Raw genomic sequence first — 23,192 nt, 5'->3', positions numbered from 1 at the left:
CGACTCACGGCCGGGCGAACTCGCCGGCGCGGTCGAAGTCGTACAGGTCGTTGATGCCGCGCCAGTGGCCGTGGACGTACAGGACCTCGACTGTCTCACCGTCGTCGACGAGCGCGTTGAGCAGGTCCGGCATGTCCAGGTGGTCGAAGTCCGGCCGTTGCGCCAGGCGTTCCAGCATGGCGGTCACCCGGCCGACGCCGTCGCCCCGCACCGCGAGCATGCCGATCCACCGGCCGTCCGCCCCGCCGGCCTCGCGGGTGACGCGCCGCAGCCGCACCTGGCGGCCGAAGAGGGACCGGTCGTCCGGCTCCGAGCACTGCACGAAGTCGTTCGTGCTGCCGGCGTCGTCGTCCGTCGCGGCGGCCGAGTCGACGACCACCGCGCAGTCCGCCTTGACCTCGAGCAGGTCGCGCAGGATGTAGCCCCGCAGCATCAGGTCGCCGTAGGAAATCACGGTGTCGCGGGTCATCGCGGGCAGGGCGTGCCGCAACGACTCCAGCTCACCGGTCTCCTCGTGGCGCTCGTTGACCTCCAGCTTTAGTCCGGACGTGTCGATCGCGTCCGCCCGGTAGCCGCCGACCACGGTGATGTCGTTCATGCCCTGGGACTTGAACGTGTCGACGAGCCAGCGCAGCAGCGGCTTGCCGGCGATCGGCAGCATGACCTTCGGACGGTCCTCGGTGACGGCCTCGAGGCCGCGGCCGCGCGTGGCGGCCAGGACGACGGCGGCCGGCGCCTGGTGCGCGACCGACAGGTAGCGGCGTTCCGCGGCCGCGTACTCCTCGACGCCCTGCAGCCGGAAGATCTCCCCGACGGGTGCGACCCGGTCCTCCACGTTGACCAGGGTGCGGCTGTCGTGGATCTCACGGGCCACCGACTGCATCGCCGAGGTCGCGGCGCGCAGCAGGTGGTTCGCCCAGATCACCACGCTGATCCCGGCCTCGCGGAACACCGTGGTGGGCGTGCTGTAGTACTTGGTCGGCACGATCACCAGCGGGGCCCGGTTCCGCCACTGCGCGGCGAACTCGAGGATCTCGTCGGGGCGCGACTTGGCGCTGTGGATCAGGATCGCGTCCGCCCCGGCCTCGTGGTATGCCGCGGCGCGCCGGAGCGCCTCGTCCACGCCCCAGCCCGCGATCATCGCCTCGACCCGGGCTACCAGGACGAAGTCCTCGTCGAGCTGCGAGTCCTTGCCCGCCTTGATCCGGCCGCAGAACTCCTCGACCTCGGCCAGCGGCTGCCGGTCGCCGTCGATGAAGCTGTTGGTCTTGGGGAACTGCTTGTCCTCGATGCAGACCCCCGCCGCGCCGCGCTGCTCCAGCTTGCGCACCAGCCGGCGGACATTGTTGAAGTTGCCGAACCCGGTATCCCCGTCGAGCAGGATCGGCAGGTCGCTGGCGTCGGCCATGAACTCGACGACGTCGACGATCTGCGTCCAGCTCGCCTCGTTGTTGTCCCGGACGCCGAGCTGGGCCGACATGGCGAGGCCGGACGCCCAGATCCCGCCGAACCCGGCCTCCCGCACGATCCGGGCCGAGAGCCCGTTGTGCGCCTCCATCAGGAACTCGAGCTCGTCGGACAGCACCATCCGCCGCAGGGCGGCGGCGCGGGAGCGGGGAGCAGGGGGTTCGGGGTCGAGCCTCGGCCGGGGCAGGTCGGGACGATCGAGCCCGGGGTGGTGGAGCTCCGGGCGGTCAAGATCGGTGGGCAGTAGAGGGTCGGGCATCGGGGGATCCCCTTTCGTCCTGGCGACGGCGTTCGCGGTGGGGGCGCGGCGGGTCACCGCGTCCCGACCGGGCGCCACTCGCGGGTCCGCACGATGGCGTTGTCGTCCAGGTAGCCCCAGGTGGGGTCCGGCGTGCGCCAGTCCCCGTAGTGGAGCTCCAGGACCTTCTCGTGGTCGACGGGCTTGCGCCACGTCCGCCCGAGGAAGTCGAAGGGCTCGAGGTCGAGGCGGGGCAGCAGCCCGACGGCCTCGACCAGGCCGGCGGGACCGGTGCCGTACAGGTGGTACTCCTGCATGTCCTGTTCGGTGGGGCGCAGCCGGAAGAACTCGAAGAGCGCCCCGTGCCGGATGAAGATCCGCTCGGTCCGCTCGCCCTGGTTGTCCCGGAACGAGTACCAGCGCCGGAAGCCGGCCGCGAGCAGCGCGGGTTCGGCGCGATCGAGGAGCTCCTCGTCGGCGGCGTCGTAGCAGAAGTCCGCGTCGCCGATGTCGTGCGGCAGCAGGCGGCCCTCCCGGGCCCAGCCCAGCAGCATGCCGCCCCACACCCAGTAGCGCTCCCCGAACGCGGTGCCCGCCAGCACGTCGTTGAGCAGGCGGAGGTCCTCCTCGAACCGACGGGCGCGGCGGCGGCGCACGGTCTTCGGGATCAGCCCGAACCGGGAGAGGACGCGGTCGGCCTGGGGACCGAGGAAGTCCCGCAACGCCACGACCTCGTTGCCCGGCAGGCGTCGCACGGTCCGGTCCAGCGTCATGTTGCGCAACTGGCGGCGCACCTCGCCGACGACCCGCTCCAGCGGGGCGGGCAGTTCCACCACGGTGACTCCTCGTCGAGGTTCGGAGGCCGGAATGATCATTTCGAACGGATGAACGGAGGGTGTACGCGAAGCAAACAGTCGCCAGCATATGTCACGTCGGAAAGGGTGTCGCGCCGAGCGTGTGACGTTCCGTGGGCAGCCGTTGAATTCCTTCGTGCACGTTCGAACGGCGGTGCCGGTCCACACGTGCGTCTCCTTCGGACGTTCTCGTGCGGCCGGCTCCCGCAGGTGTTCTCGCGCGGCTCCCCGACAGGACTGTGCTAGCGGCTCCCTCCTGCTGACCTGCGAAGAACGGGACTCAGTCGCCGTCGGTCTCGAGGCGGACCCCGGTCGCGGACAACTTCCCGGCCGGCGCTGTGAGAAGGGGTGGAGCAAGGCGGGCCCGGTGCGCCCGCGCGGCTCTTCGGCGCTCCAGGAACAGCGCCCGAAGAATGCGTGCCCGATCCGAGAAGGCAGGATCTGCGTGGCATTCGTACCATTGTGCTGTTTGTACGTCCGGTATCTCCTGGATGGACAGTCCGGCGTCGATCGCCCGGAAGGCGAGTACGACGTCGAACTCCACGCCGTCGCCGAGGACGGAAGGATCCGTGGGGCGCCCCCGGCCGTCGGGCAGCCCGAGTCGCGGGAGGACCGAGCGCCGTACCGCCGTGAGTCCACAGCAGATGTCGGCGAATGCGGTGCCCAGCAGCGCGGCTGCGGTCGAGGCCAACACCAGGTCGGCGAGGGTCCGGCCGGTTCCGCCCGACGTCTTGCGGGTGCGGATGCGCGAGCCCTTCGCCAGGTCGGCGCCCGACTCGAGCGCCGCGACCGCACGCGCCACCTCGTGCGGGCCGGCCGAGCCGTCTGCGTCGAGCGTGACCAGGACGTCGCCCGTCGCGTCGCGCAGGCCGGCGAGCATGCTGTCGCCCCGGCCTCGACCGGACTGCCGGACCACCCGGCAGGACGGACGGGCAGCGTAGGCCGCCTCCGGGGTGCCGTCGACAGAGCCTCCGTCGGAGACGACCACCTCGTACGACGGGTCGACGGCGGCAAGCAGGCGGCCGATGTTGTGGCTCTCGTTCAGCGTCGGCACGACCACCGAGACCGTCGGAGCCACCGCCGGCCCCTCGTTCTGTCCGTGCATCCGGCCTCCCCGTGCCGTCGGTCCGCCCGCCGGTCCACGACTGCCTCCACGTGGTCGGTGAGGCGTCCCGTCGGCTCGTGGGATCGCTTCCGTCGAATGCGTGTCCCTCGAGCCGTGTCGTGGCCATCGACGGCACGGATGGCCCTGTGACGCGTCCGGACACGTTCCCCGACCGAAGTTGCTCCGAGCGGCCCCGCGAGTTGAACCGGGCGGCGCAGGGCGACCTCAGGCGCGGTGCGCCGCCTGCCAGGCCTCGTGCACCTCGGGCCGCAGGCGTCCCTTGTCCGGCACGGCGATGCCGTTCTCCCGGGCCCAGCGCCGGACCTCGGCGGTCGACGGCGGGGGTGCGGCCGGGGCGTCGGCCAGCGCGGACTCGCCACCGATCCGTTCGGCCGCGACGGCCTCGGTCTCGGCCCAGAACCGGGCGGCGGCGAGGAAGCGGTAGGTCCACTCCTCGGCGAGCGCGCGGGTGTCGCAGAAGACGATCGGGATCGCGGGCCAGCGGACCTGGAGCTCGGCGAGGCCGTCGGCGATCGTGGCCGGCCGGACATAGGTCTGCTTGAAGATCGACGAGTACCGCTCCTCCACGACGACCGCGGCCCGCGGCAGGGTGGCCAGCTCGGTGAGGGCGAAGCGCAACCGGCCGTCCGACACGCTGCCGACCAGGTCGGACAGCGCCTTGCGCTCGACCGCCGCGACCACCGCGCCGCCCGGACCGAGGACCGCGTAGTCCCCGCAGCTCAGGCCGCGCCTGGTGGTGGTCACCTGCTGGCCGGAGAACGAGTACGGGTACCGCTCGTGGGCGTCGACCACGATCTCGAGCCCGGCGATGCCGGAGGCGCGGGCGGTCGGGAGCCGGACGTCGGGCCGCGCCTGCTTGCGGGTCCGCGGCGACTGCCAGAACACCATCTCCCGCCCGCGGGCCCGGGTGAAGACGATCTGAGAGCGCTGCTCGCGCCCGCGGTCGGCGACGACGTCGATCGCGGCCCCGCGCCGGGTGCAGGACTTGAGCGCCACCCGCTCGACGATCTCGGCGTCGGCGGGCCACTCGTCGTCGGGAACGGGGTGGCAGTAGATCGCCTTGGTGCGCGGCCAGGTGTCCTTCGCGCGGAAGACGAGTCCGCCGGCGAGCGGCACGCGGATCAGGTACGGCAGCGAGCTGACCGGGTCCGGGTTCCGGGCGACGAGCAGTTCCACCCGGCGAGTCTCGCAAGCCGCGCAAGCACTGCTCCGAACGGCGCAGTACCCAATTCTGTCCATAGCGCGGTGATCGCCGGGGTGCTGGTCGTCGGGGTGCTGCTCGCGCTGCTGTTCTGGTCGCCGCGGGTCACGCCCGCGGCCCCGCTCGTACCCGTTGCGACCACGCCCGTCACCACCGCGATGACGGCGTCGGCGACGTGCGTCCGCCCGGACAGTATCGACGCGGCCGGCATGCCGACCAACTACGAGCCGTCGCAGGCGATCGACGGCGTGCTCGCGACCGCGTGGTGGTGCACGGGCGACGGGGTGGGGCAGAGCCTCACGCTGACCTTCGCCGCACCCACCCGCGTCGGCTCGGTCGGGATCGTGCCCGGCCTCGCGAAGATCGACCCGGTCGACGGCACGACCGGTACGCCCAGAACCGGCGCCTCACCGCCGTCCGCCTGACGACCGACGACGGCCGCTCGGTCACCACGCGCTGGACCCGTCGGTCGGGCGGCGCGGGCTCCAGTGGACCGTCCTGAGCGCGACGGTCACGAGCCGGCTGACGATCACCGTGCTGGACAGCGTCCCGGGACCGCCCAGAACGGGCAGGCCGCGAACGACACGGCGGCGATCTCCGAGATCGTCGTCGCCTGACGGCCGGTTCCCGACGCGGGACAGCGCGTGAAGACCTTACGGATCGACCTCCACGGTGCCAAGGACGAGGCCCGGGACATCGCGGTCGGCTCGCTCATCGGGTCGCGCTGAAGGACTGGGCGACGTCCATGACGTACTGCCCGTAACCGTTCCTGGCCTGCTTCTCGCCGAGCGCGTAGCAGGCGTCGGCGTCGATGAAGCCCATCCGCAGCGCGACCTCCTCGAGGCAGGCGATGCGGATGCCCTGGCGGTTCTCGAGGACCTGGACGTAGTGCCCGGCCTCGATCAACGACTCGTGGGTGCCGGTGTCGAGCCAGGCGAAGCCGCGGCCGAGGTCGACGAGCCGGGCTCGCCCCTGCTCCATGTACGTGCGGTTGAGGTCGGTGATCTCCAGCTCGCCGCGGGCCGACGGCCGCAGCGTTTTGGCCAGCTCGGCCGCCTGCCCGTCGTAGAGGTAGAGGCCGGTGATGGCGCGGTCGGAGCGCGGCTTCTCGGGCTTCTCCTCGATGGAGACGAGCCGGCCCTGGTCGTCGGCCTCGCCGACGCCGTAGCGCTGCGGGTCCTTGACCGGATAGCCGAACAGGACGCACCCGTCGCCGTCGGGACCGAGGCCGTCCCGGGCGTCGCGGAGCATCCCGGAGAAGCGGGGGCCGTGGAAGATGTTGTCGCCGAGCACGAGCGCGACGTTCTCGCCCGCGACGTGGTCCTCGCCGATGAGGAAGGCCTCGGCGATGCCGTTGGGTTCGGCCTGGGTGGCGTAGGTGATGTCGAGGCCCAGCTCGGCGCCGTCCCCGAGCAGGCGGTGGAAGCTCGGGGCGTCCTCGGGCGTGGTGATCACGAGGATCTCGCGGACGCCGGCCAGCATCAGCGTCGAGAGCGGGTAGTAGATCATCGGCTTGTCGAACACCGGCAGCAGCTGCTTGGAGACGCCGCGGGTGATCGGGTGCAGGCGGGTGCCGGTGCCGCCGGCGAGGACGATGCCCTTCACGCCAGGTACCTCTCCAGGCTCTGTCGCCAGTCCGGCAGCGTGACGCCCGCCTTCGCGGCCTTCGTCAGGTCGAGGACGCTGTTCAACGGCCGGCGGGCCGCCTCGGGCTTGTCGGCGAAGTACGTGGCCGTGGTGGTGTCCGTGACGTCATGTGCGTTCCGGCCGGATGCCGCGAAGACGAACCGGGCGACGTCCGCCCAGCTCGCGGGCTCGCCGTCGTTGGTCAGGTGGTAGGTGCCGGGCTCGGCGTCGAGGAGCCCGAGGATCCCCGCGGCGAGGTCGGACGCCAGGGTCGGCCGCCCGATCTGGTCGGCGACGACGGTCGGGCTGACGCCCTTGTGCGCCAGCGTGCGCATGGTGCGGGCGAAGTTGGCGCCGTCGCCGATCACCCAGGTCGGGCGGACGATCCAGTGCTTCGGGGTGGTCGCGACGGCCGCGTCGCCGGCGGCCTTGGAGGCGCCGTAGGCGCCGAGCGGGGCGATCTCGGCGATCTCGGGGATCGGGCCCGCGTGCGTGCCGTCGAAGACGTACTCGGTGGAGACGTGCACCAGGCGCAGGTCGTGCTCGGTCGCGAGGCGGGCGAGCGCGGCGGGAGCGAGGGCGTTGGCAGCCCAGGCCTGCCGGCGTCCGTCGGGCGTCTCGGCGGCGTCGACCTTGGTGTAGGCGGCGGCGTTGAGGACCGTGTCGAAGGCCGACCAGTCGACGGCCGCGAGCGCGGCCGGGTCGGTCAGGTCCAGCTCGGCGCGGGTCAGTGCCCGCGCGGTCGGCAGGGCCGCGGCCAGCGCCTTCCCGAGCTGGCCGCCCGCTCCGAGGACGAGGGCGCGCACGGGGGCATTCTGCCGAGCGGCCCGTCGCTACTCTCCCCGGGTGCGCGTTCTGGTCACGGGTGGGGCGGGGTTCATCGGGTCGCACTTCGTGCGGTCGCTGGTTTCCGGCGCCTACCCGGCCCTGGCCGATGAGGTCCGCGTGCTGGATCTGCTGACGTACGCGGGGCGGCGGGAGAACCTGGCGGGCGTCGACGTCGAGCTGGTGGTCGGTGACATCCGGGATCCCTCGACGGCTGCGGCGGCCGTGGCGGGTTGTGGCCTGGTGGTGCATTTCGCGGCGGAGTCGCACGTGGACCGGTCGATCGCGGGGGCGGCGGACTTCGTGTCGACGAACGTGGTCGGTACGCAGGTGATGTTGCAGGCGGCGCTGAATGCCGACGTCGGGAAGTTCGTGCACGTGTCGACGGACGAGGTGTACGGGTCGATCGAGTCGGGGTCGTGGTCGGAGGAGCATGTCCTGGAGCCGAACTCGCCGTACTCGGCGTCGAAGGCGGGCAGCGACCTGCTGGCGCGGTCGTATCACCGGACGCACGGGCTGGACGTGTCGATCACGCGGTGCAGCAACAACTACGGGCCGTACCAGTTCCCGGAGAAGGTGATCCCGCTGTTCGTGACGAACCTGCTCGACGGGGGCACGGTGCCCTTGTACGGCGACGGGCTCAACGTGCGGGACTGGCTGCACGTCGACGACCACTGCCGGGGGATCGCGCTGGTCGCGGCCTCGGGTCGGGCCGGTGAGGTCTACAACATCGGCGGCGGGACGGAGCTGGCGAACCGGGAGCTGACCGCGCGGCTGCTGGAGGCGGTGGGGGCGGACTGGTCGCGGGTGGAGCCGGTGCCGGACCGCAAGGGCCACGACCGGCGGTACTCGGTGAACTGGTCGAAGATCCGGGACGAGCTGGGGTACGAGCCGCGGGTGTCGTTCGAGGCGGGCTTGGCCGAGACGGTGGCGTGGTACCGGGACAACCGGCAGTGGTGGGAGCCGCTGAAGAGCGGGGTGGTCTCGTGAAGTACCGGGAGCTGGGGATCTCGGGGGCGTGGGTGTTCGAGCCGCCGGTGTTCCCGGACCGGCGTGGTGTGTTCGTGGCGCCGTTCCAGGGGCCGGTGTTCCGCGAGGCGCTGGGGTTCGACCTGGTCGTGGGGCAGACGAACCACTCGGTGTCGCGGCTCGGGGTGGTGCGGGGGGTGCATTTCGCGGACGTGCCGCCGGGGCAGGCGAAGTACGTGTCGTGTCCGTCGGGGCGGTTGCTCGACGTGATCGTGGACGTGCGGGTGGGGTCGCCGACCTTCGGCCGGTGGGAGGCCGTGGAGCTGGACTCGGAGTCGATGCGGGCGGTGTACATCGCCGAGGGCTTGGGGCACGCCTTCGTCGCGCTGGAGGAGGCGACGGTGATGGCCTATCTGTGCTCGACGCCGTACAACCCCTCCGCCGAGCACGGGATCTCGCCGCTGGACCCGGAGCTGGGCCTGCCCTGGCCCACGGATCTCGAGTTGGTCCTGTCCGACAAGGACCGGGACGCGCCCACCCTCGCCGAGGCGAAGGAGCAGGGGCTCCTGCCGGTGTACCGGGCGTCTGAGGCGGAGTGATCTCTGTCTGTGGACGCAGAGGGTCGGGATCGACCGTGCAGGTCCTCGACTCGTGATCATGGTGGTGTGAGGGGCCGCTGAGCTGGGCGCCTCGAGGCCGGTGCCCGGGATCAGCGGCCGAGGGGGACCAGGTGGCGGTCGAGTTCGTGCTCCACGGACTCGGCGGCGGCGAGGGCGAGGACCTCGTTGGCGACGGCGTCGACGCGGACGTTGGTGAGGGCGGGGCCGGCGAGCAGCGCGTCGACGATCGCGAGCAGCCGGACGCCCGAGGGACGGGGTTGGGGGCTCACCACGGGTTGCGCCCCGTCGAGTGCTGCCTTGAGCCCGGTGACCTGGTCCGACGGCGGCGGGATGAGGGGGAGCGAGGCGCTCGGTTCGTCGCCGAGCAGCATGGGGAGCCAGGCGGGCCGGACGCGGTCGAGATCGAGCAGGATGCTGCGTAGCTCCTCGCGCCCGGGCGTGATCCACATGCGGCCGTCGGAGTCGCGGATACTGCCGGTCGCGCGGTGGTCGACCTCCTCGGCGACGTCCTGCCAGCGGTTGTCGGGGTCCGCCGGCACCCAGGGGCCCGGCGGCCGCTCGGCGAACACCGTGCGGCGCACGCAGACCGTGCTCCCGGTGTGGTCGCCGCCCGTGAGCTGCAACGACACGATCTCCAGCGTGACGGCGACGGCCGAGCCCTTCACGGGCTCGCGGGCCGCGAAGAAGCGGGGCGGGCCGCCGTCGCGGTCGGTTCGGAGCGAGCGGTTGAGGAGGCGTTGGAGCTGACCGAGCTCCAGGTCGAGGGTGGCGAGCTGGGAGCGGAGTGCCGGATCGAGCCCCTCGGCCTTCTCGGCGGGTGTACCGGTTCGGGCTGGTCGGGCGGCCTGCGCGGCGACTGCTGCGACCGCCGTACCGGCGGCAGCCTCGGAGACGGTCGGTGCTTCCGCGGCGGCGCGCTCCTCGAACAGCTCGTCGTCCGACGGAGTGGTGGGCTTCGGGATCTCCTCGACGACGGTGCGCCTCGGGCGGTCGGTCGGTTCGGCCGCCGCTGCTGTCGCGCTGGGTGTCGTCGGTGGCTCGTCGGCGTGGGCCGGCTGCTCCGAGTCGGTCGGGCCCTCCGCCGGCGTTCCTGCCGCCGGTTCGGTCGACTGCTCGGTGGTCGGCTCGGGGCCAGCGGGCGGTGTGGGCTCGGCTTCCGCGGCAGCGGCCGACGGCCCGTCGGTGTCGGACGGCTGCGTGCCCGTCGGTGACGTGCCCCGACCTGCGCTCGCCTGCGCCGCAACGGCTCCGATCCCAGCAGCCAGGGCCCCGGCCGACAACGGCGGCGCCGTCGCGGCTCGCTCGGAGGCGCCCTCGTGCGCTTCGGCCGAGGCGGGCCCGGGCGAGGCGGTCGCTCCTGTGTCTTCCGACTTCTGCGGCTCCCGCTGCTCGGATCCGGCCTGATCCTGCTGCGCCGACTCGCTCCCGGGCGAGGCGGGAGGAGCGGTCTCAGCCGCAGCCGCCGACGGCGCTTCCCGCTTCTCGGCCGGCTCTCCCTCGGTGCGATCGGTCGGCTCGGCCTCGGCTGCAGTGGTGCCAGCCGCCCCCGCGGACGGTGCTTGCGGCCTGTCGACCGGCTCTACCTCGCCTCGGTCGGACGGCCGCGCCTCGTTGAGGTGGGCTGCAGTGGTGCCGACCGCCCCCGACGCCAGCGCTTCCCCTTCGTCGACCGGCTCTCCCTCGGCACTGTCCGATGTCTGGGCCCCGCCGCGACCGGACGGCGCGCTCCCGGGCTCGCCCGGCGCCTCTGCGTTCGATCGCTCCGCCGACTCGGCCCCGCCGCGGCCTGACGGCTCGGCCCCGCCACGGCCGGGCGGTTCGTCCCCGGTGTGACCCGACGGCTCCGGTCCGCTCCGATCATGTCCTGCTGTTCCGGGCGCCGGCACACCCCTCTGCTCCGCCGACTCGGTCTCGCCGCGGCCGGTCGGGTCGACTTCGCTGCGATCGGGCGTGTCGGCGTCGTCGCGGCTGGAGGGCCGGGCTTCGCTGCGAGGAGTCGGTTCGACCTCGCGGGGGGTGGGCTCGGCCTCCTGGCGCTCGGCTGCGACTTCGCCCGCGGCCAGCACTCCGGCGCCCGCGGCGGCGCCCGATGCGGCGGGGAGGGGGCGGGAGTCGGGCGGGAGCACCTCGGTCGGCTCGGGCTCGGCTTCCTCGCGCATGCGGGTCCACCGGGCGTCGGCCTCCTGCTGCGTGCGGCGCCCTCGCTTCGCCTTCCCGCGGCCGAGGTCCCGGCCGCGCGTCAGCCAGGACCTCTCCTTCCGAGCCGTCGGTGCCTCGGCGCCCGTCGGCCGGTCGGCACGGCCGAGCTCTCCTCGGCCGGCAGAGCCCTCCGGTGCCGCGCCGCCGGTCGCTGCACCGCCGGCCGCTGCCGCAGCGGCTCCTGCGCTGTCGAAGCCCCCGCCGCCAGCTCCGCCGCCGCCAGTCCCGCCGCCAGTCCCGCCGCCAGTCCCGCCGCCACCAGTCCCGCCGCCGCTCGTTTCGCCGCCGGTCTCGGAGCCGGGATCGGCCCGACCAGTGCCCACCCCGAGGCCACGGCTCCACTCCCGATCGTCGCCCGGCGACACCCCCAGGTCGGCAGAGCGGACGCCCCGCTCCTCTTGACCCGCCGGGCGCAGCGGCTCGAGGTCCTCGTCCCGCGCCCGGCTCCTTCGCCACCCGCGCCCGCGCCACTCCCGGAAGGCGGCGGGCCGGCCGCGCCCGTCGTCGGAATCGGGACGATCGGAGGAAGCGGACCGCGGGCCGATCCCGCCCCGTCGCCACAACAACGCCACTCCGACGACGGCGAGCACGGCCAGCACCAACGCGGGGAGCGCGAGCTGCCACCCCGTCCACCACGACGCCTGCGGGTAGGGCGCGACCGCGGGCAGGGGGAGCGGGGCGCTGCGTTCGGCGGGCGGGAGGCCGAGGCGGACCAGGCCGTTGGACGCCGCCTGGTTGCCCGCGTCGAGCCGGAGCGCGGACTCGTAGGCGGAGCGGGCGAGGTCCGTGCGGCCCTCGATCTCGGCGGCCGAGCCGCGGGCGGCGTCGGTGTAGGCCATCGTGTAGCGGTCGCCGACCTCGGTGAGCCCGTCGTCCGCGCACGCGCCCTCGTTGCGCACCTGCGCGCGGGCGAACAGCTCGGCGGCCTGCGCGAGCTGACCCTCGTCGACGAGCCCGCGCGCCTGGTCGCACAGCGGGGTCGTGCCCGAGGTCGCGCAGCCCGCGAGCCCGGCGAGGCCCGCCGCCGCGACCAGGGCCAGGGCCGCCCGCCGGAAGCGCATGCGGCCCATCGTGGTCGGGTGTCGACGGCCGAACAACCCGAGCGGGTGACGAGGAGATCACCGGGTGTATCCGTGCGGCCAACCGTCGCGCCCCCGGCCGACGGACGGACGAATCGCCCGGCCTGCCATCGGGCCCGGCGCCGGGACCGTCCGTCGGGTATCACCTGTCCATGCACCCGCACGCCGTCCTCACCTCGCTCGGTCCCCGCGACCGTGACGGCTTCGCGCTGCTCTCGGCGCCCGCCGTGCCCCGCCCGGAGCGGTACGCGTTGGGGCGCAGCCTGCGTCAGGGGGTGCCGCGGTCGGCGCTCGCGGCGTGGTCGCCGAGCAACCGGCGCATCGGGGCCGTCGAGTCGGTGATCGCGACGAACGAGGGCCGGGTCTCGCGGCTGGTCCCGGTGCGGATCGGCCGGATGAGCGCCAGCCCCTACGCCTTCCTGCGCGGTGCCGCCGCTCTGCACACCGCGGACTTCGCGACTTTGCCCGCCACCGGGATCCGGCCGGTGATCTGCGGCGACGCGCACCTCGGCAACTTCGGCTTCTACGCTTCGCCGGAGCGCGAGCTCGTCTTCGACCTGAACGACTTCGACGAGGCCCACCCCGGCGCCTGGGAGTGGGACCTGCGCCGCCTGACGGCGAGCATCTGGGTGGCCGGCCGGGAGAACTCCGCCACCGAGGAGCAGTGTCGGACGGCGGTCGAGCAGTGCGTCGACGCCTACCGCCGCCACCTCGAGCGGCTGGCCGAGGAACCCCTGCTGGCCCGCTCCTTCGAGCGGATCGGCGCCCAGGAGCTGCACGCGGGGGCGCCCCGCAAGAGCAGCCGCAAGGCCGTCAAGTCGGCTGCGCGCAAGGCCCGGCGCCGCACCAGCGACCGCGCGCTGCCCCGCTTCACGCAACGTGACGGGGCGGAGCGCAGCCTGGTGACCGAACCGCCGTTGATCACCCGCCCGGAGCCCGCGCAGTACGAGCGGATCCTCGCCGCCCTCGACGAGTACCTGCGGACCCTGCCGCCGCACTGGGCGCGCGTGGTCGGCGGGTACCGGGCGGTCGACGTGGCGCACAAGGTCGTGGGCGTCGGGTCGGTCGGGCTGCGCGCCTACATCGCGCTGTGTGAGGGCTCCGGTGCCGACGACGTCCTGTTCCTGCAGCTCAAGCAGGCCCGCCGGTCCGTCGTTGCCCCCTACGTGCACGGCGACGACGCCTGGCACGCCCATCAGGGCCAGCGCGTGGTCGAGTACCAGCAGGCCCTGCAGACCGTGTCGGACCCGCTCCTCGGCTGGACGACCGTGGGCGAGCGGCAGTACTACGTCCGCCAGTTCCGCGACATGAAGGGCGCGATCGTCCTCGACGGCATCGACGCGGCCACCCTCGCGGACTACGCCGCCGTCTGTGGCCGACTGCTGGCCAAGGGCCACGCCCGCACCAGCGGCGCGTCGATGATCAGCGGCTACATCGGTGGCGGCGGCAAGATGCGGCAGGCCATGGGCCGCTTCGCCCGCGCCTACGCCGACCAGGCCGAACGGGACTTCGACGAGCTGACCGGCGCGATCCGGCGCGGGGTCCTGCCGTGCGAGCCCGGGGTGTGAGGCAGGTCCACCCCGCCTGACATGCCTGGACCCCACCCCATGAGCTAGGTTGTGCAGCCGTGAGCGTGGTGCAGACGGTGCTGGTCTTCGTGCTGCCGCCCCTGGTCATCTACGCGGTCGTCGCCCTGCTGACGTTCGCCCGGAAGACCGCGAAGCGGCCGAAGTACCGCACGGGTGAGAAGTGGGACTACGAGCCCGTGCTGTGGACGGCGAACCCTCAGGGGGCGCACCTGCCCGCGCACGTCGAGCACATCGAGCCGGCCGACGGGGCCGCGACGACCGGGGGTGCCCGTGGCCACTGGTGAGCACGGCGGGCACGGCCACGGTGCCGTCGCCACCATCGACCCGGACAGCCTGCCGGAGGGCACGGTCGTCACCGGCTCCGGCCGGGTGTCGGCCGCCGAGATCTTCACCGAGCCGAACACGTCCGGCCAGGTCCCCTTCACGACCCCGCAGCTGTCCCGGCTCGACGAGGCGCTGACCCTCGCCAGCCGCGAGTCCGGCCTGCTCTTCGCGATCTTCCTGGGCGACCTCGGCCCCAAGCCGGAGACGCGCGCGGCCGAGCTGCAGGCCTCGCTCGAGCGTGCCCCGGAGTCCGTGCTGGTCGCGGTGAGCCCGGGCCAGCGCGTCGTCGAGGTCATCACCGGCTCCGAGGCGAAGCTGCGGCTGCCGGACCGGGGCGCCAAGCTCGCCGTCATGAGCATGGTGGCCTCGTTCAAGGAGAGCGACCTGCTGGGCGGGCTGCTCAGCGGCCTGCGCATGCTGGCCGACCAGGCCGGTCCGCGCCGCTGACGGAAGAGTGAGCACGGCCCGGGAGCGGGCCGTGCCACACCGCCATCACGCAATCGTGCGTGATGGGTAGGGCTCGTCAGCCATATGGTGCAATCATGTGGGCAAGGCGTACGGATTCACCCACGCCCGGGGTGGTAGCACGTCCCTGGTGGGCGAATCGGTGCCGTCCGTGTACCGTCCGCCGAACCCACAGCGAAAGCCGCCGTCGTACTCCATGAGCGAACCGACACGGATCGACCCCGAGCGGAGGCCCCCCGGCGTCGGCACTCCCGTCGTGGTCGTCGACGACCACGAGCTCGTCGCGACCTCGCTCGTGATCGGCCTGCGCTCCGAGGGCATCGACGCGTCCCGCATCCGCCCGGCCGCCGAGCGCGGGATCCTCGCCGAGGCCGCCAAGGTCGAGCCCGGGCTCGTCCTGCTGGACCTGGACCTGGGCCGGGACGCGGAGGGCAACCGGATCGACGGCGTGGAGCTGGTCGGCCCGCTGCTGGGCGCCGGCTGGCAGGTCCTCGTCCTCTCCGGCAGTGCCGACCCGGCCCGCGTCGGCTCCGCGCTCGACGCCGGCGCGCTGGCCTGGGTGCCGAAGAACGCGCCGTTCCCGACCCTGCTCGCGGCCGTGCGCGAGGCCGTCGCCGGGCGTCCGGTGATGTCCGACGACCGGCGGCGCAAGTTCATCGACCTCTACCGCCGCAGACAGGCCGAACGCCGGGACCTCTCCGAGAAGCTCGGCAGGCTCACCCAGCGGGAGCGGGAGGTGCTGGCCGAACTGGCCCGCGGCAAACGCGCCCAGGCCGTGGCCGATCACTTCGTGGTGTCGCTGGCGACCGTCCGCACGCAGATCCGCGCCGTGCTCACCAAGCTCGAGGTGAGCTCGCAGCTCGAGGCCGTGGCCCTCTACCGCCGGGCGACCGGGGCCTGATCCGCGCTCGTCGCGGGCCCGCGTGTCGGGCGAACGCCCGACCGCCGTTCGGCCGAGGTCCATCGTCCGCCGCGTACCGGGGTCTCCGCATACCTAAGATGGATGAACGGCGCGCCGGGGGCGCGCCCGGGGAGGGGGTCCTCGGGGTCATGGCGACCGGTGTGACGAGCGCGGTGGGGCGGCTGCGGCGTGCGCGCTTCACCTCGCGCCTGGCCGTCGACATGGGCGCGCTGCTCGCGCTCTGCGCCGGGGTCGTCGTGCTGGCCTCGAGCCCGCGGGTGCTCGAGTGGCTCCACGAGGAGACCGCGTCGGACATCATCACGCTGGTCGGCGCCGGTGTCGGCGCAGCCGCCGCGATCCTGGCGCTGGTGGCTTCGCGGCTGCTCAACGAGGCCCGGCTCGCCTGGCTGGCGGCCGCACTCGTCCTCTACTGCCTCGTCGTGCTGCCGTGGGGCGTCTCCGCGCCGGCCGGCACCATCTCGTCGGCGACCCAGGTCTCGCGGCTGCTCGCGCACGCCACGGCGTTGGTGCTGCTGGTCTTCGCGCTCCGGTCGCCACGGCGGATGGGCACCTGGGGCGGCTGGGTGATCATGCTCGGCGGCGCGGTCCTCGCCGTGCTCGCCCTGTTCCTCGTGCCGGACCTCGGGCCCGTGACCCGGCTGGTCGCGGGCCCGGTCAGTTCGGTGGTCGTCGTCGCGGGCTGGGGCGGCGCCGCGGTGCTGGCGGTGATCGACGCGGCGCGCCGGCAGAGCACCACCCGGCTGCGGGTCGGGCTCGGCCTCGTGGTCCTGGCCGGCGCCCAGCTCTACCGGCTGACCACCCCGATGGGGCCGCCCGTGCCGGACCTCGTGTTCCCGGCGCTGCGGCTCGCGGCGATGGCCGTGCTGCTGCTCGGCCTGCTCCAGCTCGTCCAGCGCGGCCTGCGCTCACTGCAGGAGGAGAACTTCGAGCAGCAGGAGGAGCTCGCCGTCGCCGCGCTGCACATGGAGCGCGCCGCCGCGCACACGGCCGAGCGTAACCACGAGCTGCGCAACGGCCTGGCGGGCCTCGCCGGCATCACCCACCTGCTCTCGGCCGAGGGCGAGGGCCCCGACCACGAGCGGCTGCGCAGTGCCGTCCTCGCCGAGCTCGGCCGCCTGCACACCATCCTCGAACGCTCGACGGACCCGCTGGAGCTCGAGGAGGACCTCGTCGAGGTCGACGCCCCGGTCTCCTACGAGCTCGAGCCGATGCTCGCGGGCCTGGTCGCGCTGCAGCGGGCGCGGGGCCGGGACGTGTGCCTCGAGGTGGCCGACGGGCTCGCCGCGACCGGGGACCCCGCGGTGGCGGCCCAGATCGTCACGAACCTGTTGGCCAACTGTGAACGCCACGCCCCGGGAACCCCCGTCACGGTGACGGCGTTTTCCGAGCATGACGACGTGGTAATCGAGGTCAGGGACCACGGACCGGGCCTTCCCGAGGGGAAGGAGCGCGAGGTTCTCGGACGGGGTGTGCACGACGCCCGCGCCGGCGGTTCCGGACTGGGGCTCCACATCAGCAGGGAGCTCGTGGAGGGCCAGGGAGGGTCCCTGACCCTGCGGACGGTGGACGGTCCGCGCGGCTGTGCCGCGACGGTCACTCTTCCGGCCGTCGACGCGAATCGACCGGCCACCGACGCCGTCGCACGGTAAGGCAACTGCGGACACCGTCGGGCGTCTCACCTCACCTGGTGATTCCCCGCAGGGGTCGATCGGTTGCATACTGTGGCGCATCCGGCCCCCCGAGGCCGGTCGGAAGAAAGGTGGGATCCCGAATGGGTGAGTCGGACAACGCCCGTCCGCGCAACCGGACCACGGCGCGCCGTGGTGTGCAGGGATCCTCCTCGTCGGTGCTGACCCCGCCCACGGGGCTGCCGGCGGTGGACGATCTCGCGACGCCGGACGTCGCGGTGCCCGCCCAGCGGACCGGACCCGGGTACGGGACCGAGGCCGGCGCCCCGACCGCACCACCGGTCGCGCCGCCGCCGCAGGCCCCGGCCCCGGCGGGGGTGTGCGTCTGCGGGCACGAGGCCGAGGCGCACGAGCACTACCGGCCCGGCGACGACTGCGGTGCCTGCGGTGCCGCCGTCTGCGGTCACTACACGCCGGCGGACGGCAGCGGGAAGAAGAAGGGGCTGCTGGGTCGCCTGGTGGGCCGCTGACCCGGCACCCGACAGCACGAACCACCGAGGGCCCCGCCGGACGTCCGGCGGGGCCCTCGTCGTGTCCGCGGTCAGGCGCGGCGCGCGTGCCACCGGGCGGCGACGAACTCCAGAAGCAGCGCCGCGCCCAGCACGAACGCGACCGCGGCGCAGAAGCCGCCCACGGTGTCGGTGGGGTAGTGGGCGCCGGTCGCGACCATCGCCGTGCCGATCGTGCCGCCGACGACGAGCGCGATCGTGACGACCAGCGCGATGCCCGTGATCCGCCCCGGCCGCACCAGGCTCACCAGCAGCAGCGCCGCGACCAGCGCGATCGACGTGGCGCCGCCCGTGTGACCACTGGGGTAGGCGAAGCCACCGAACTCCATCGTGCGCCCGATCGCGGGCTTGAGGAACGTCGTGGCGACGCCGGTCAGCCCTGGCCCCACGATCGCGACGACGGCGAGGCGGCGCCGCCCCAGCGCCAGGCAGAGCCCGCAGAGGGCGAACGCGGCGAACACCACCAGCGGCGGCGACCCGAGCTCACTGAGCCGCGGCAGGATCCAGACGTGGGCCGACGTCACCGAGTCGACCAGGTTCTCGGTGTGCCCGTCGATCCGGCCGTAGCCGCTCTCCCCGGCGTACCGGGACCCGAGCAGGGCGAACACGACCGTGGCCAGCCCGACCGCGACGGCGGCGGGCCGGCGCAGGTACGCGGGCAGGGCCGGAGGGGCGGGCGGACCTGCGCTCGTCACGATCTCCAGAGTTCCCCGTGATCAACCGGAGATACATCGCCCGTTCGAGTAGAGCGGTGTGGTGTCGACCGCGCGGCCCGGCGGCGGCGAGACCTCGACCGCGACGAGGCCGGACGGGGTGAGCGAGGCCTGGCAGGCGGTGACGCCGCTGTCGAAGCCGCCCGTGTAGAAGTCGATGTGGGGGTGCCGGTTCGCCTGGTACTCGTCCTGGCAGGGCGCGCAGAGGTCCTCCATGACGAAGTACTTCCGCAGCGGCGCGTAGTAGACGAGCGTGCCCACGGCCATGTAGTCCGGGTCGGCGGCGAAGGTGATCGGGTCCGCGTAGGTGCCGGTCCCGCCAGCCTCGGAGTGCTTCACCGGGTAGGCGATCGCCGCACTGCCGGGCGGGTCGTTGTCGAAGGCGCCGTAGAAGGTCACCTCGGTGTTCGCCGTTCGGCCGGCGCGGCCCGTGGTGGCGCCGCCACCACCCCCGCCTCCGCCGGCGCGCGAGCCGGGTGCCGCGGCGGCCGACGACGGGGCGGGCGTGGGCTTCGGCAGGTTCCGGCTGGCGACGACGGCCGCCTGCAGGACCGACGGGGCACCCGGGACGGGCATCGCCGCGGGCTCGTGGGCGGGCTCGGCCGTGGCCGGACCGGTGCTGACGAGCGCCGCCTGGTCGGCGCTCGGGTTGCCGCAGCCCGCCACGACCACGAGGCACGCCAGCAGGACGGGGTAGAGCGCGGACATGAGGCGCATGCGCGGACTCCGGCGGGTCGGGGGCGCCGCAAGTCGGGGGAGCGCGGATCACCCTCGGTGAGGTGCGGAGTATGGCAGTGCCAGCAGGAGCAGTCGACATTCACCCGAACGCCGAGCAACCTTCTCGCTCGGTGTCACCAACCTGCGACGGAGCGAGAGCACGGGCCCGCGTCGGAGACGACGACGCCGGCCCGTGAACGGGGTCAACTGCGGTCGAACTCCCGCGCGGCCAGGGCGCGGACGATGCCCGCCCGGCCCTCGGACACCAGCCGGCGCAGGGCCGGCGGGTGGCTCTCGTCGGCCAGCCAGGCGTCGGCGGCGTCGACCGTCGACTTCTCCACGGCCCAGGACGGGAACAGTCCGAGCACCACGCTCTGCGCGCGCTCCGACGTCCGCCGCGCCCACACGTCCGCCACCTCGGCGAAGTACTTCTCCACGTAGGGCGCGAGCAGGGCCCGCTGACCCGGGTGGCTGAAGCCGCCGATGATGGCCTCGTTGACGGCGTTGGGCAGCTCGTCGTCGTGCACCGCGCGGTCCCAGGCCTTCGCCTTGGCCTCGGCGGTCGGGACGAGGGAGCGGGCGCGCTCGGCCTGCCGCTCACCGGCCGCGGTGGGGTCGCGGCGGTGCTCGGCCTCGATCGCTTCCTCACCGGCCCGGCCGTGCGCGACCAGGGCGTGCAGCAGCCGCCACCGCAGGTCGGTGTCGACGGTCAGCCCCTCCGGCACGTCCCGGCCCTCGAGCCACGCGGCGAACCGGTCCAGCGTGGCGGCGGGCAGCACGCTGCCGGACAGCGCGTTGACCACGGCGAGCTGGGCGTCCGAGCCGGGCTCGGCCGCGTCGAGCTGCGCGGACAGGGCGTCCGTGAGCAGTGGCCAGCCCGTGTCGGTGGCCCACGACTCGTCGGCGTACGAGGCCACCGCGGTCTGCACCTGCAGCAGCAGCCGCTGCACGACGCCGATCTCGGTCTCCCGGCCGAAGCCGCCGGCCACCAGCGTGGTGAAGTCCCGTGCCTTGAGCTCGGCCTCCCGCGTCATCTCCCAGGCCGCCGACCAGCACAGGGTGCGGGGGAGCGGCTCGGCGATGTCGCCGATCCGGTCGATCAGCGTGGTCAGCGAGCCCGGGTCGAGCCGCAGCGCGCAGTAGGTGAGGTCGTCGTCGTTGACCAGGACGAGCTTCCCGCGCGGGACGCCGACCAGCTCCCCGACGGGTGTGCGCTCGCCGGTGACGTCGACCTCGACCCGGTGGGTCCGCACGAGCCGGCCCTCGGCGTCGTCGTCGTACACGCCGACGGCGACCCGGTGGGTGCGCAGCTCACCGGCGCCCGGCCGCGCGCCGCCCTGCACGACCTCGAAGGAGGTGAACCGGCCCTCGTCGTCGAGGTCGAACTGCGGGCGCAGCAGGTTGAGCCCGGTGGTGCGCAGCCACTGCGCGCCCCAGTCGCTCAGGTCCCGGCCGGAGGACTTCTCCAGGGCGCCCAGCAGGTCGTCGAAGGTGGCGTTGCCCCACTGGTGGGCCTCGAAGTAGGCGCGCAGGCCGGCCATGAACGGCTCCAGCCCGACGTACGCGACCAGCTGCTTGAGCACCGACGCGCCCTTGGCGTAGGTGATCCCGTCGAAGTTCACCTCGACGGCCTGCAGGTCCGGGATGTCCGCGGCGATCGGGTGCGTCGAGGGCAGCTGGTCCTGGCGGTAGGCCCAGGACTTCTCGACGTTCGCGAAGGTCGTCCACGCTTGCGCGTACTCGGTGGCCTCGGCCTGGCAGAGCACGGACGCCCAGGTGGCGAACGACTCGTTGAGCCACAGGTCGTCCCACCAGCGCATGGTCACGAGGTCGCCGAACCACATGTGCGCCATCTCGTGCAGGATCGTCTCGGCGCGCCGCTCGTAGAGGAACCGCGTGACGCGGGACCGGAAGACGTAGTCCTCGAGGAAGGTGACCGCGCCGGCGTTCTCCATCGCGCCCGCGTTGAACTCCGGGACGAACAGCTGGTCGTACTTGCCGAACGGGTACCGGATCCCGAAGTTGCGGTGGTAGAAGTCGAAGCCCTGCCGCGTCTCCGTGAAGATCCGCTCGTGGTCCATGTGCGGGGCCAGGCTCGCGCGGCAGTAGATCCCCAGGGGGATCCCGTCGTGCTCCTCGTGCCAGGACGCGTAGGGGCCCGCGACCAGCGCGACCAGGTAGGTCGACATGATCTCGGACTCGGCGAAGCGGTGGACGGTCGCGGGGCCGGCCTTCTCGGTCTCCGCGAGGGCGTTGGACACGACCTTCCAGTCGTCCGGCGCCGTGACCGTGATCGTGTAGCGGGCCTTGAGGTCCGGCTGGTCGAAGCAGGCGAACAGGCGCTTGCAGTCGGCCGTCTCGAACTGCGAGTAGAGGTAGACGCCGCCGTCGACCGGGTCGACGAAGCGGTGCAGCCCCTCGCCGGTGTTCATGTAGGTGCCGGTGGCGCGGACGGTGAGCTCGTTCTCCGCGGCCAGGCCGGGCAGGGCGATGCCGTCGTCCTCGCGGTAGCCGGAGACGTCGAGCGCGGTGCCGTTGAGCGTGGCGCTCTCGACCGCGGCACCGACGAAGTCGATCCAGCTGTCCGCGCCGGGCTCGGCACAGGAGAAGCGGACCGTCGTGGTGGTGGCGAAGGTCTTCTCGCCCGGTCCGCCGCGGCCGTCGGTGAGGTCGAGGTCGACGACGTAGCCGGAGACGGCGAGCAGGGCGGCCCGGCGCTCGGCGTCGGTCCGGGTCAGGTTGGGCGGGGCCATGAGCGCAGCGCGGTCCTTCCGGAGGGTTGGGGCGTGGGGGCATCCAATCACGTGGCCGCAGTGGTCGCCCCGTCATTGCGGCCGGGACTGCGGGGTATCCGGGAACACGTCGTCCACCCCTCGCGGTTGTGACCGATGGAAGAGTCCCTCCCCGGACGAACGGAGTGCCCATGACCAGCACGGAGACGGACAAGGCGAAGGTGGACCTCTGGTTCGACCCGCTGTGTCCGTGGGCGTGGCTGACCTCGCGGTGGATCCTCGAGGTCGAGAAGGTCCGCGACATCGAGCTGAACTTCCACGTGATGAGCCTGTCGGTGCTCAACTCCGGCCGTGACCTGCCGGAGCAGTACCAGGCGATGATGGAGAAGGGCTGGGGCCCGGTCCGCGTGTGCATCGCCGCGGCCGAGCTGAAGGGCCCGGAGGTCCTGCGCCCCCTGTACACGGCGATGGGCGAGCGCATCCACAACCAGGGCAACAAGGACTTCGACGTCGTGATCAAGGAGGCGCTGGCGGAGCTGGACCTGCCCGCGTCGCTGGCCGAGGCCGCCTCCTCGACCGAGTACGACGAGAAGCTGACGACCAGTCACCACGCGGGCATGGACCCGGTGGGCATGGACGTCGGCACGCCGGTCATCCACGTGAACGACGTCGCCTTCTTCGGTCCCGTGATCAGCAAGGTGCCGCACGGCGAGGAGGCCGGGAAGGTCTTCGACGGCGCCCGCCTGCTGGCCGGCTGGCCGCACTTCTTCGAGCTGAAGCGGACCCGTACCGAGGACCCGGACTTCGACTACTGATCCTTTTCACCCGAACGGCACTTCTGCGCGGAAGATCCGCACGGAAGTGCCGTTCGTGTCGTTCGGCGGAAATCAGTGGGCGGCGATGAACATGTCCCGCAGCACGCCCGTCTCGAGCTCCATGTCGCGCAGCCGGGCCTTGACGAGGTCGCCGATCGAGACCATGCCGGCGAGTCTCCCCCCGTCGATCACCGGGAGGTGCCGGTAGCGGTCGCGGGTCATCCGGGCCATGGCGCTCGCGATCGGCTCGTCGAGCCGCGACGTCGCGACCTTCCTGGTCATGACCTCGTCGACCCGCCGCTCGAGCAGATCCGTCCCCCGGTGCGCGAGCTCCCTGATCAGGTCCCGCTCGGACAGGATCCCGACCATGCGCTGGTCCGCGTCGCACACCACGAGGGCGCCGACCCCCAGACGCTCGAGCCGGGCCACGGCGTCCGCGACCGTCGCCCAGGGCAGGATCGTGTGCACGGTCCGGCCTTTCGCGTCGAGGATGTCCGCAATCTTCATCGCCAGT

At 73.1% G+C, this 23,192-nt stretch carries 21 protein-coding genes; 10 read left to right on the top strand and 11 right to left on the bottom strand.

What is annotated here, in order from left to right; translation table 11 throughout:
* Positions 1 to 4 precede the first annotated feature (4 nt).
* From aepX to ACQP04_RS29265, 4 genes are all read right to left on the bottom strand, one after another.
* On the bottom strand, positions 5 to 1,726 hold the full coding sequence (gene aepX, locus ACQP04_RS29280; protein WP_433503754.1) for a phosphoenolpyruvate mutase: 1,722 nt from the start codon (positions 1,724 to 1,726) through the stop codon (positions 5 to 7).
* A gap of 53 nt (positions 1,727 to 1,779) precedes the next feature.
* Positions 1,780 to 2,541: a hypothetical protein gene (locus ACQP04_RS29275; protein ID WP_433503753.1), complete on the bottom strand. Its 762-nt coding sequence runs from the start codon at positions 2,539 to 2,541 to the stop codon at positions 1,780 to 1,782.
* A gap of 298 nt (positions 2,542 to 2,839) precedes the next feature.
* Complete coding sequence (locus ACQP04_RS29270; protein WP_433503752.1) at positions 2,840 to 3,664, bottom strand: glycosyltransferase family 2 protein; 825 nt, start codon at positions 3,662 to 3,664, stop codon at positions 2,840 to 2,842.
* 225 nt (positions 3,665 to 3,889) lie between these two features.
* A complete protein-coding gene (locus ACQP04_RS29265; protein WP_433503751.1) occupies positions 3,890 to 4,861 on the bottom strand; it encodes an ERCC4 domain-containing protein in 972 nt (323 codons plus the stop codon).
* A 69-nt stretch (positions 4,862 to 4,930) separates the two neighbouring features.
* Between ACQP04_RS29265 and ACQP04_RS29260 the strand changes: the two genes are divergently transcribed.
* On the top strand, positions 4,931 to 5,311 hold the full coding sequence (locus ACQP04_RS29260) for a hypothetical protein (RefSeq protein ID WP_433503750.1): 381 nt from the start codon (positions 4,931 to 4,933) through the stop codon (positions 5,309 to 5,311).
* A gap of 286 nt (positions 5,312 to 5,597) precedes the next feature.
* Here ACQP04_RS29260 and rfbA read toward each other — a convergent pair whose 3' ends face one another.
* Entirely contained in the window at positions 5,598 to 6,491 is an 894-nt protein-coding gene (gene rfbA / locus ACQP04_RS29255) for a glucose-1-phosphate thymidylyltransferase RfbA (protein WP_433503749.1), read from the bottom strand.
* The gene (gene rfbD, locus ACQP04_RS29250; RefSeq protein ID WP_433503748.1) at positions 6,488 to 7,318 is read right to left on the bottom strand and encodes a dTDP-4-dehydrorhamnose reductase; all 831 of its coding nucleotides are present in this window, start codon (positions 7,316 to 7,318) and stop codon (positions 6,488 to 6,490) included. The genes rfbA and rfbD overlap by 4 nt, the downstream gene beginning before the upstream one ends.
* Before the next feature lie 40 nt (positions 7,319 to 7,358).
* On the opposite strand from rfbD, the gene rfbB reads away from it, so the two are divergent.
* Complete coding sequence (gene rfbB / locus ACQP04_RS29245) at positions 7,359 to 8,327, top strand: dTDP-glucose 4,6-dehydratase (protein ID WP_433503747.1); 969 nt, start codon at positions 7,359 to 7,361, stop codon at positions 8,325 to 8,327.
* On the top strand, positions 8,324 to 8,905 hold the full coding sequence (locus ACQP04_RS29240) for a dTDP-4-dehydrorhamnose 3,5-epimerase family protein (protein WP_433503746.1): 582 nt from the start codon (positions 8,324 to 8,326) through the stop codon (positions 8,903 to 8,905). The genes rfbB and ACQP04_RS29240 overlap by 4 nt, the downstream gene beginning before the upstream one ends.
* Before the next feature lie 110 nt (positions 8,906 to 9,015).
* Here ACQP04_RS29240 and ACQP04_RS29235 read toward each other — a convergent pair whose 3' ends face one another.
* A complete protein-coding gene (locus ACQP04_RS29235; protein WP_433503745.1) occupies positions 9,016 to 12,186 on the bottom strand; it encodes a hypothetical protein in 3,171 nt (1,056 codons plus the stop codon).
* Between the two features lie 170 nt (positions 12,187 to 12,356).
* On the opposite strand from ACQP04_RS29235, the gene ACQP04_RS29230 reads away from it, so the two are divergent.
* From ACQP04_RS29230 to ACQP04_RS29205, 6 genes are all read left to right on the top strand, one after another.
* A complete protein-coding gene (locus ACQP04_RS29230; RefSeq protein ID WP_433503744.1) occupies positions 12,357 to 13,772 on the top strand; it encodes a DUF2252 domain-containing protein in 1,416 nt (471 codons plus the stop codon).
* A 59-nt stretch (positions 13,773 to 13,831) separates the two neighbouring features.
* Positions 13,832 to 14,077, top strand: coding sequence for an aa3-type cytochrome oxidase subunit CtaJ (gene ctaJ / locus ACQP04_RS29225; RefSeq protein ID WP_433503743.1), 246 nt, complete (start codon positions 13,832 to 13,834; stop codon positions 14,075 to 14,077).
* On the top strand, positions 14,064 to 14,564 hold the full coding sequence (locus ACQP04_RS29220; RefSeq protein WP_433503742.1) for a DUF5130 family protein: 501 nt from the start codon (positions 14,064 to 14,066) through the stop codon (positions 14,562 to 14,564). Before ctaJ ends, ACQP04_RS29220 begins: the two co-directional genes overlap by 14 nt.
* Positions 14,565 to 14,778: 214 nt before the next feature.
* Positions 14,779 to 15,483 carry a LuxR C-terminal-related transcriptional regulator gene (locus ACQP04_RS29215; protein ID WP_433503741.1) on the top strand — a complete coding sequence of 235 codons (705 nt, stop codon included), beginning with the start codon at positions 14,779 to 14,781 and terminating at the stop codon, positions 15,481 to 15,483.
* Between the two features lie 98 nt (positions 15,484 to 15,581).
* Positions 15,582 to 17,153 (top strand): ATP-binding protein, encoded by a 1,572-nt coding sequence (locus tag ACQP04_RS29210; RefSeq protein WP_433503740.1) that lies wholly within the window; start codon positions 15,582 to 15,584, stop codon positions 17,151 to 17,153.
* A 122-nt stretch (positions 17,154 to 17,275) separates the two neighbouring features.
* Positions 17,276 to 17,662, top strand: a complete 387-nt coding sequence (locus tag ACQP04_RS29205; RefSeq protein ID WP_433503739.1) for a hypothetical protein — start codon at positions 17,276 to 17,278, stop codon at positions 17,660 to 17,662.
* A 71-nt stretch (positions 17,663 to 17,733) separates the two neighbouring features.
* Here the strand turns inward: ACQP04_RS29205 and ACQP04_RS29200 are convergent, their stop codons facing one another.
* The 3 genes from ACQP04_RS29200 to pepN all read right to left on the bottom strand — a co-directional run bounded on the left by ACQP04_RS29200 (position 17,734) and on the right by pepN (position 21,884).
* On the bottom strand, positions 17,734 to 18,396 hold the full coding sequence (locus ACQP04_RS29200) for a phosphatase PAP2 family protein (protein ID WP_433503738.1): 663 nt from the start codon (positions 18,394 to 18,396) through the stop codon (positions 17,734 to 17,736).
* Between the two features lie 21 nt (positions 18,397 to 18,417).
* Positions 18,418 to 19,131 (bottom strand): hypothetical protein, encoded by a 714-nt coding sequence (locus ACQP04_RS29195; protein ID WP_433503737.1) that lies wholly within the window; start codon positions 19,129 to 19,131, stop codon positions 18,418 to 18,420.
* Positions 19,132 to 19,334: 203 nt separating this feature from the next.
* Positions 19,335 to 21,884, bottom strand: a complete 2,550-nt coding sequence (gene pepN / locus ACQP04_RS29190; protein WP_433503736.1) for an aminopeptidase N — start codon at positions 21,882 to 21,884, stop codon at positions 19,335 to 19,337.
* Between the two features lie 170 nt (positions 21,885 to 22,054).
* Between pepN and ACQP04_RS29185 the strand changes: the two genes are divergently transcribed.
* The gene (locus ACQP04_RS29185; protein WP_433503735.1) at positions 22,055 to 22,678 is read left to right on the top strand and encodes a mycothiol-dependent nitroreductase Rv2466c family protein; all 624 of its coding nucleotides are present in this window, start codon (positions 22,055 to 22,057) and stop codon (positions 22,676 to 22,678) included.
* Between the two features lie 72 nt (positions 22,679 to 22,750).
* Here ACQP04_RS29185 and ACQP04_RS29180 read toward each other — a convergent pair whose 3' ends face one another.
* Positions 22,751 to 23,185 carry a CBS domain-containing protein gene (locus tag ACQP04_RS29180; RefSeq protein ID WP_433503734.1) on the bottom strand — a complete coding sequence of 145 codons (435 nt, stop codon included), beginning with the start codon at positions 23,183 to 23,185 and terminating at the stop codon, positions 22,751 to 22,753.
* Positions 23,186 to 23,192: the final 7 nt, after the last annotated feature.

The organism is Pseudonocardia halophobica, assembly GCF_050948485.1.
Lineage (GTDB): Bacteria > Actinomycetota > Actinomycetes > Mycobacteriales > Pseudonocardiaceae > Pseudonocardia > Pseudonocardia halophobica.
Note: the sequence above shows the minus strand (reverse complement) of the source record. Positions and strands in the feature narration are given on the sequence as shown.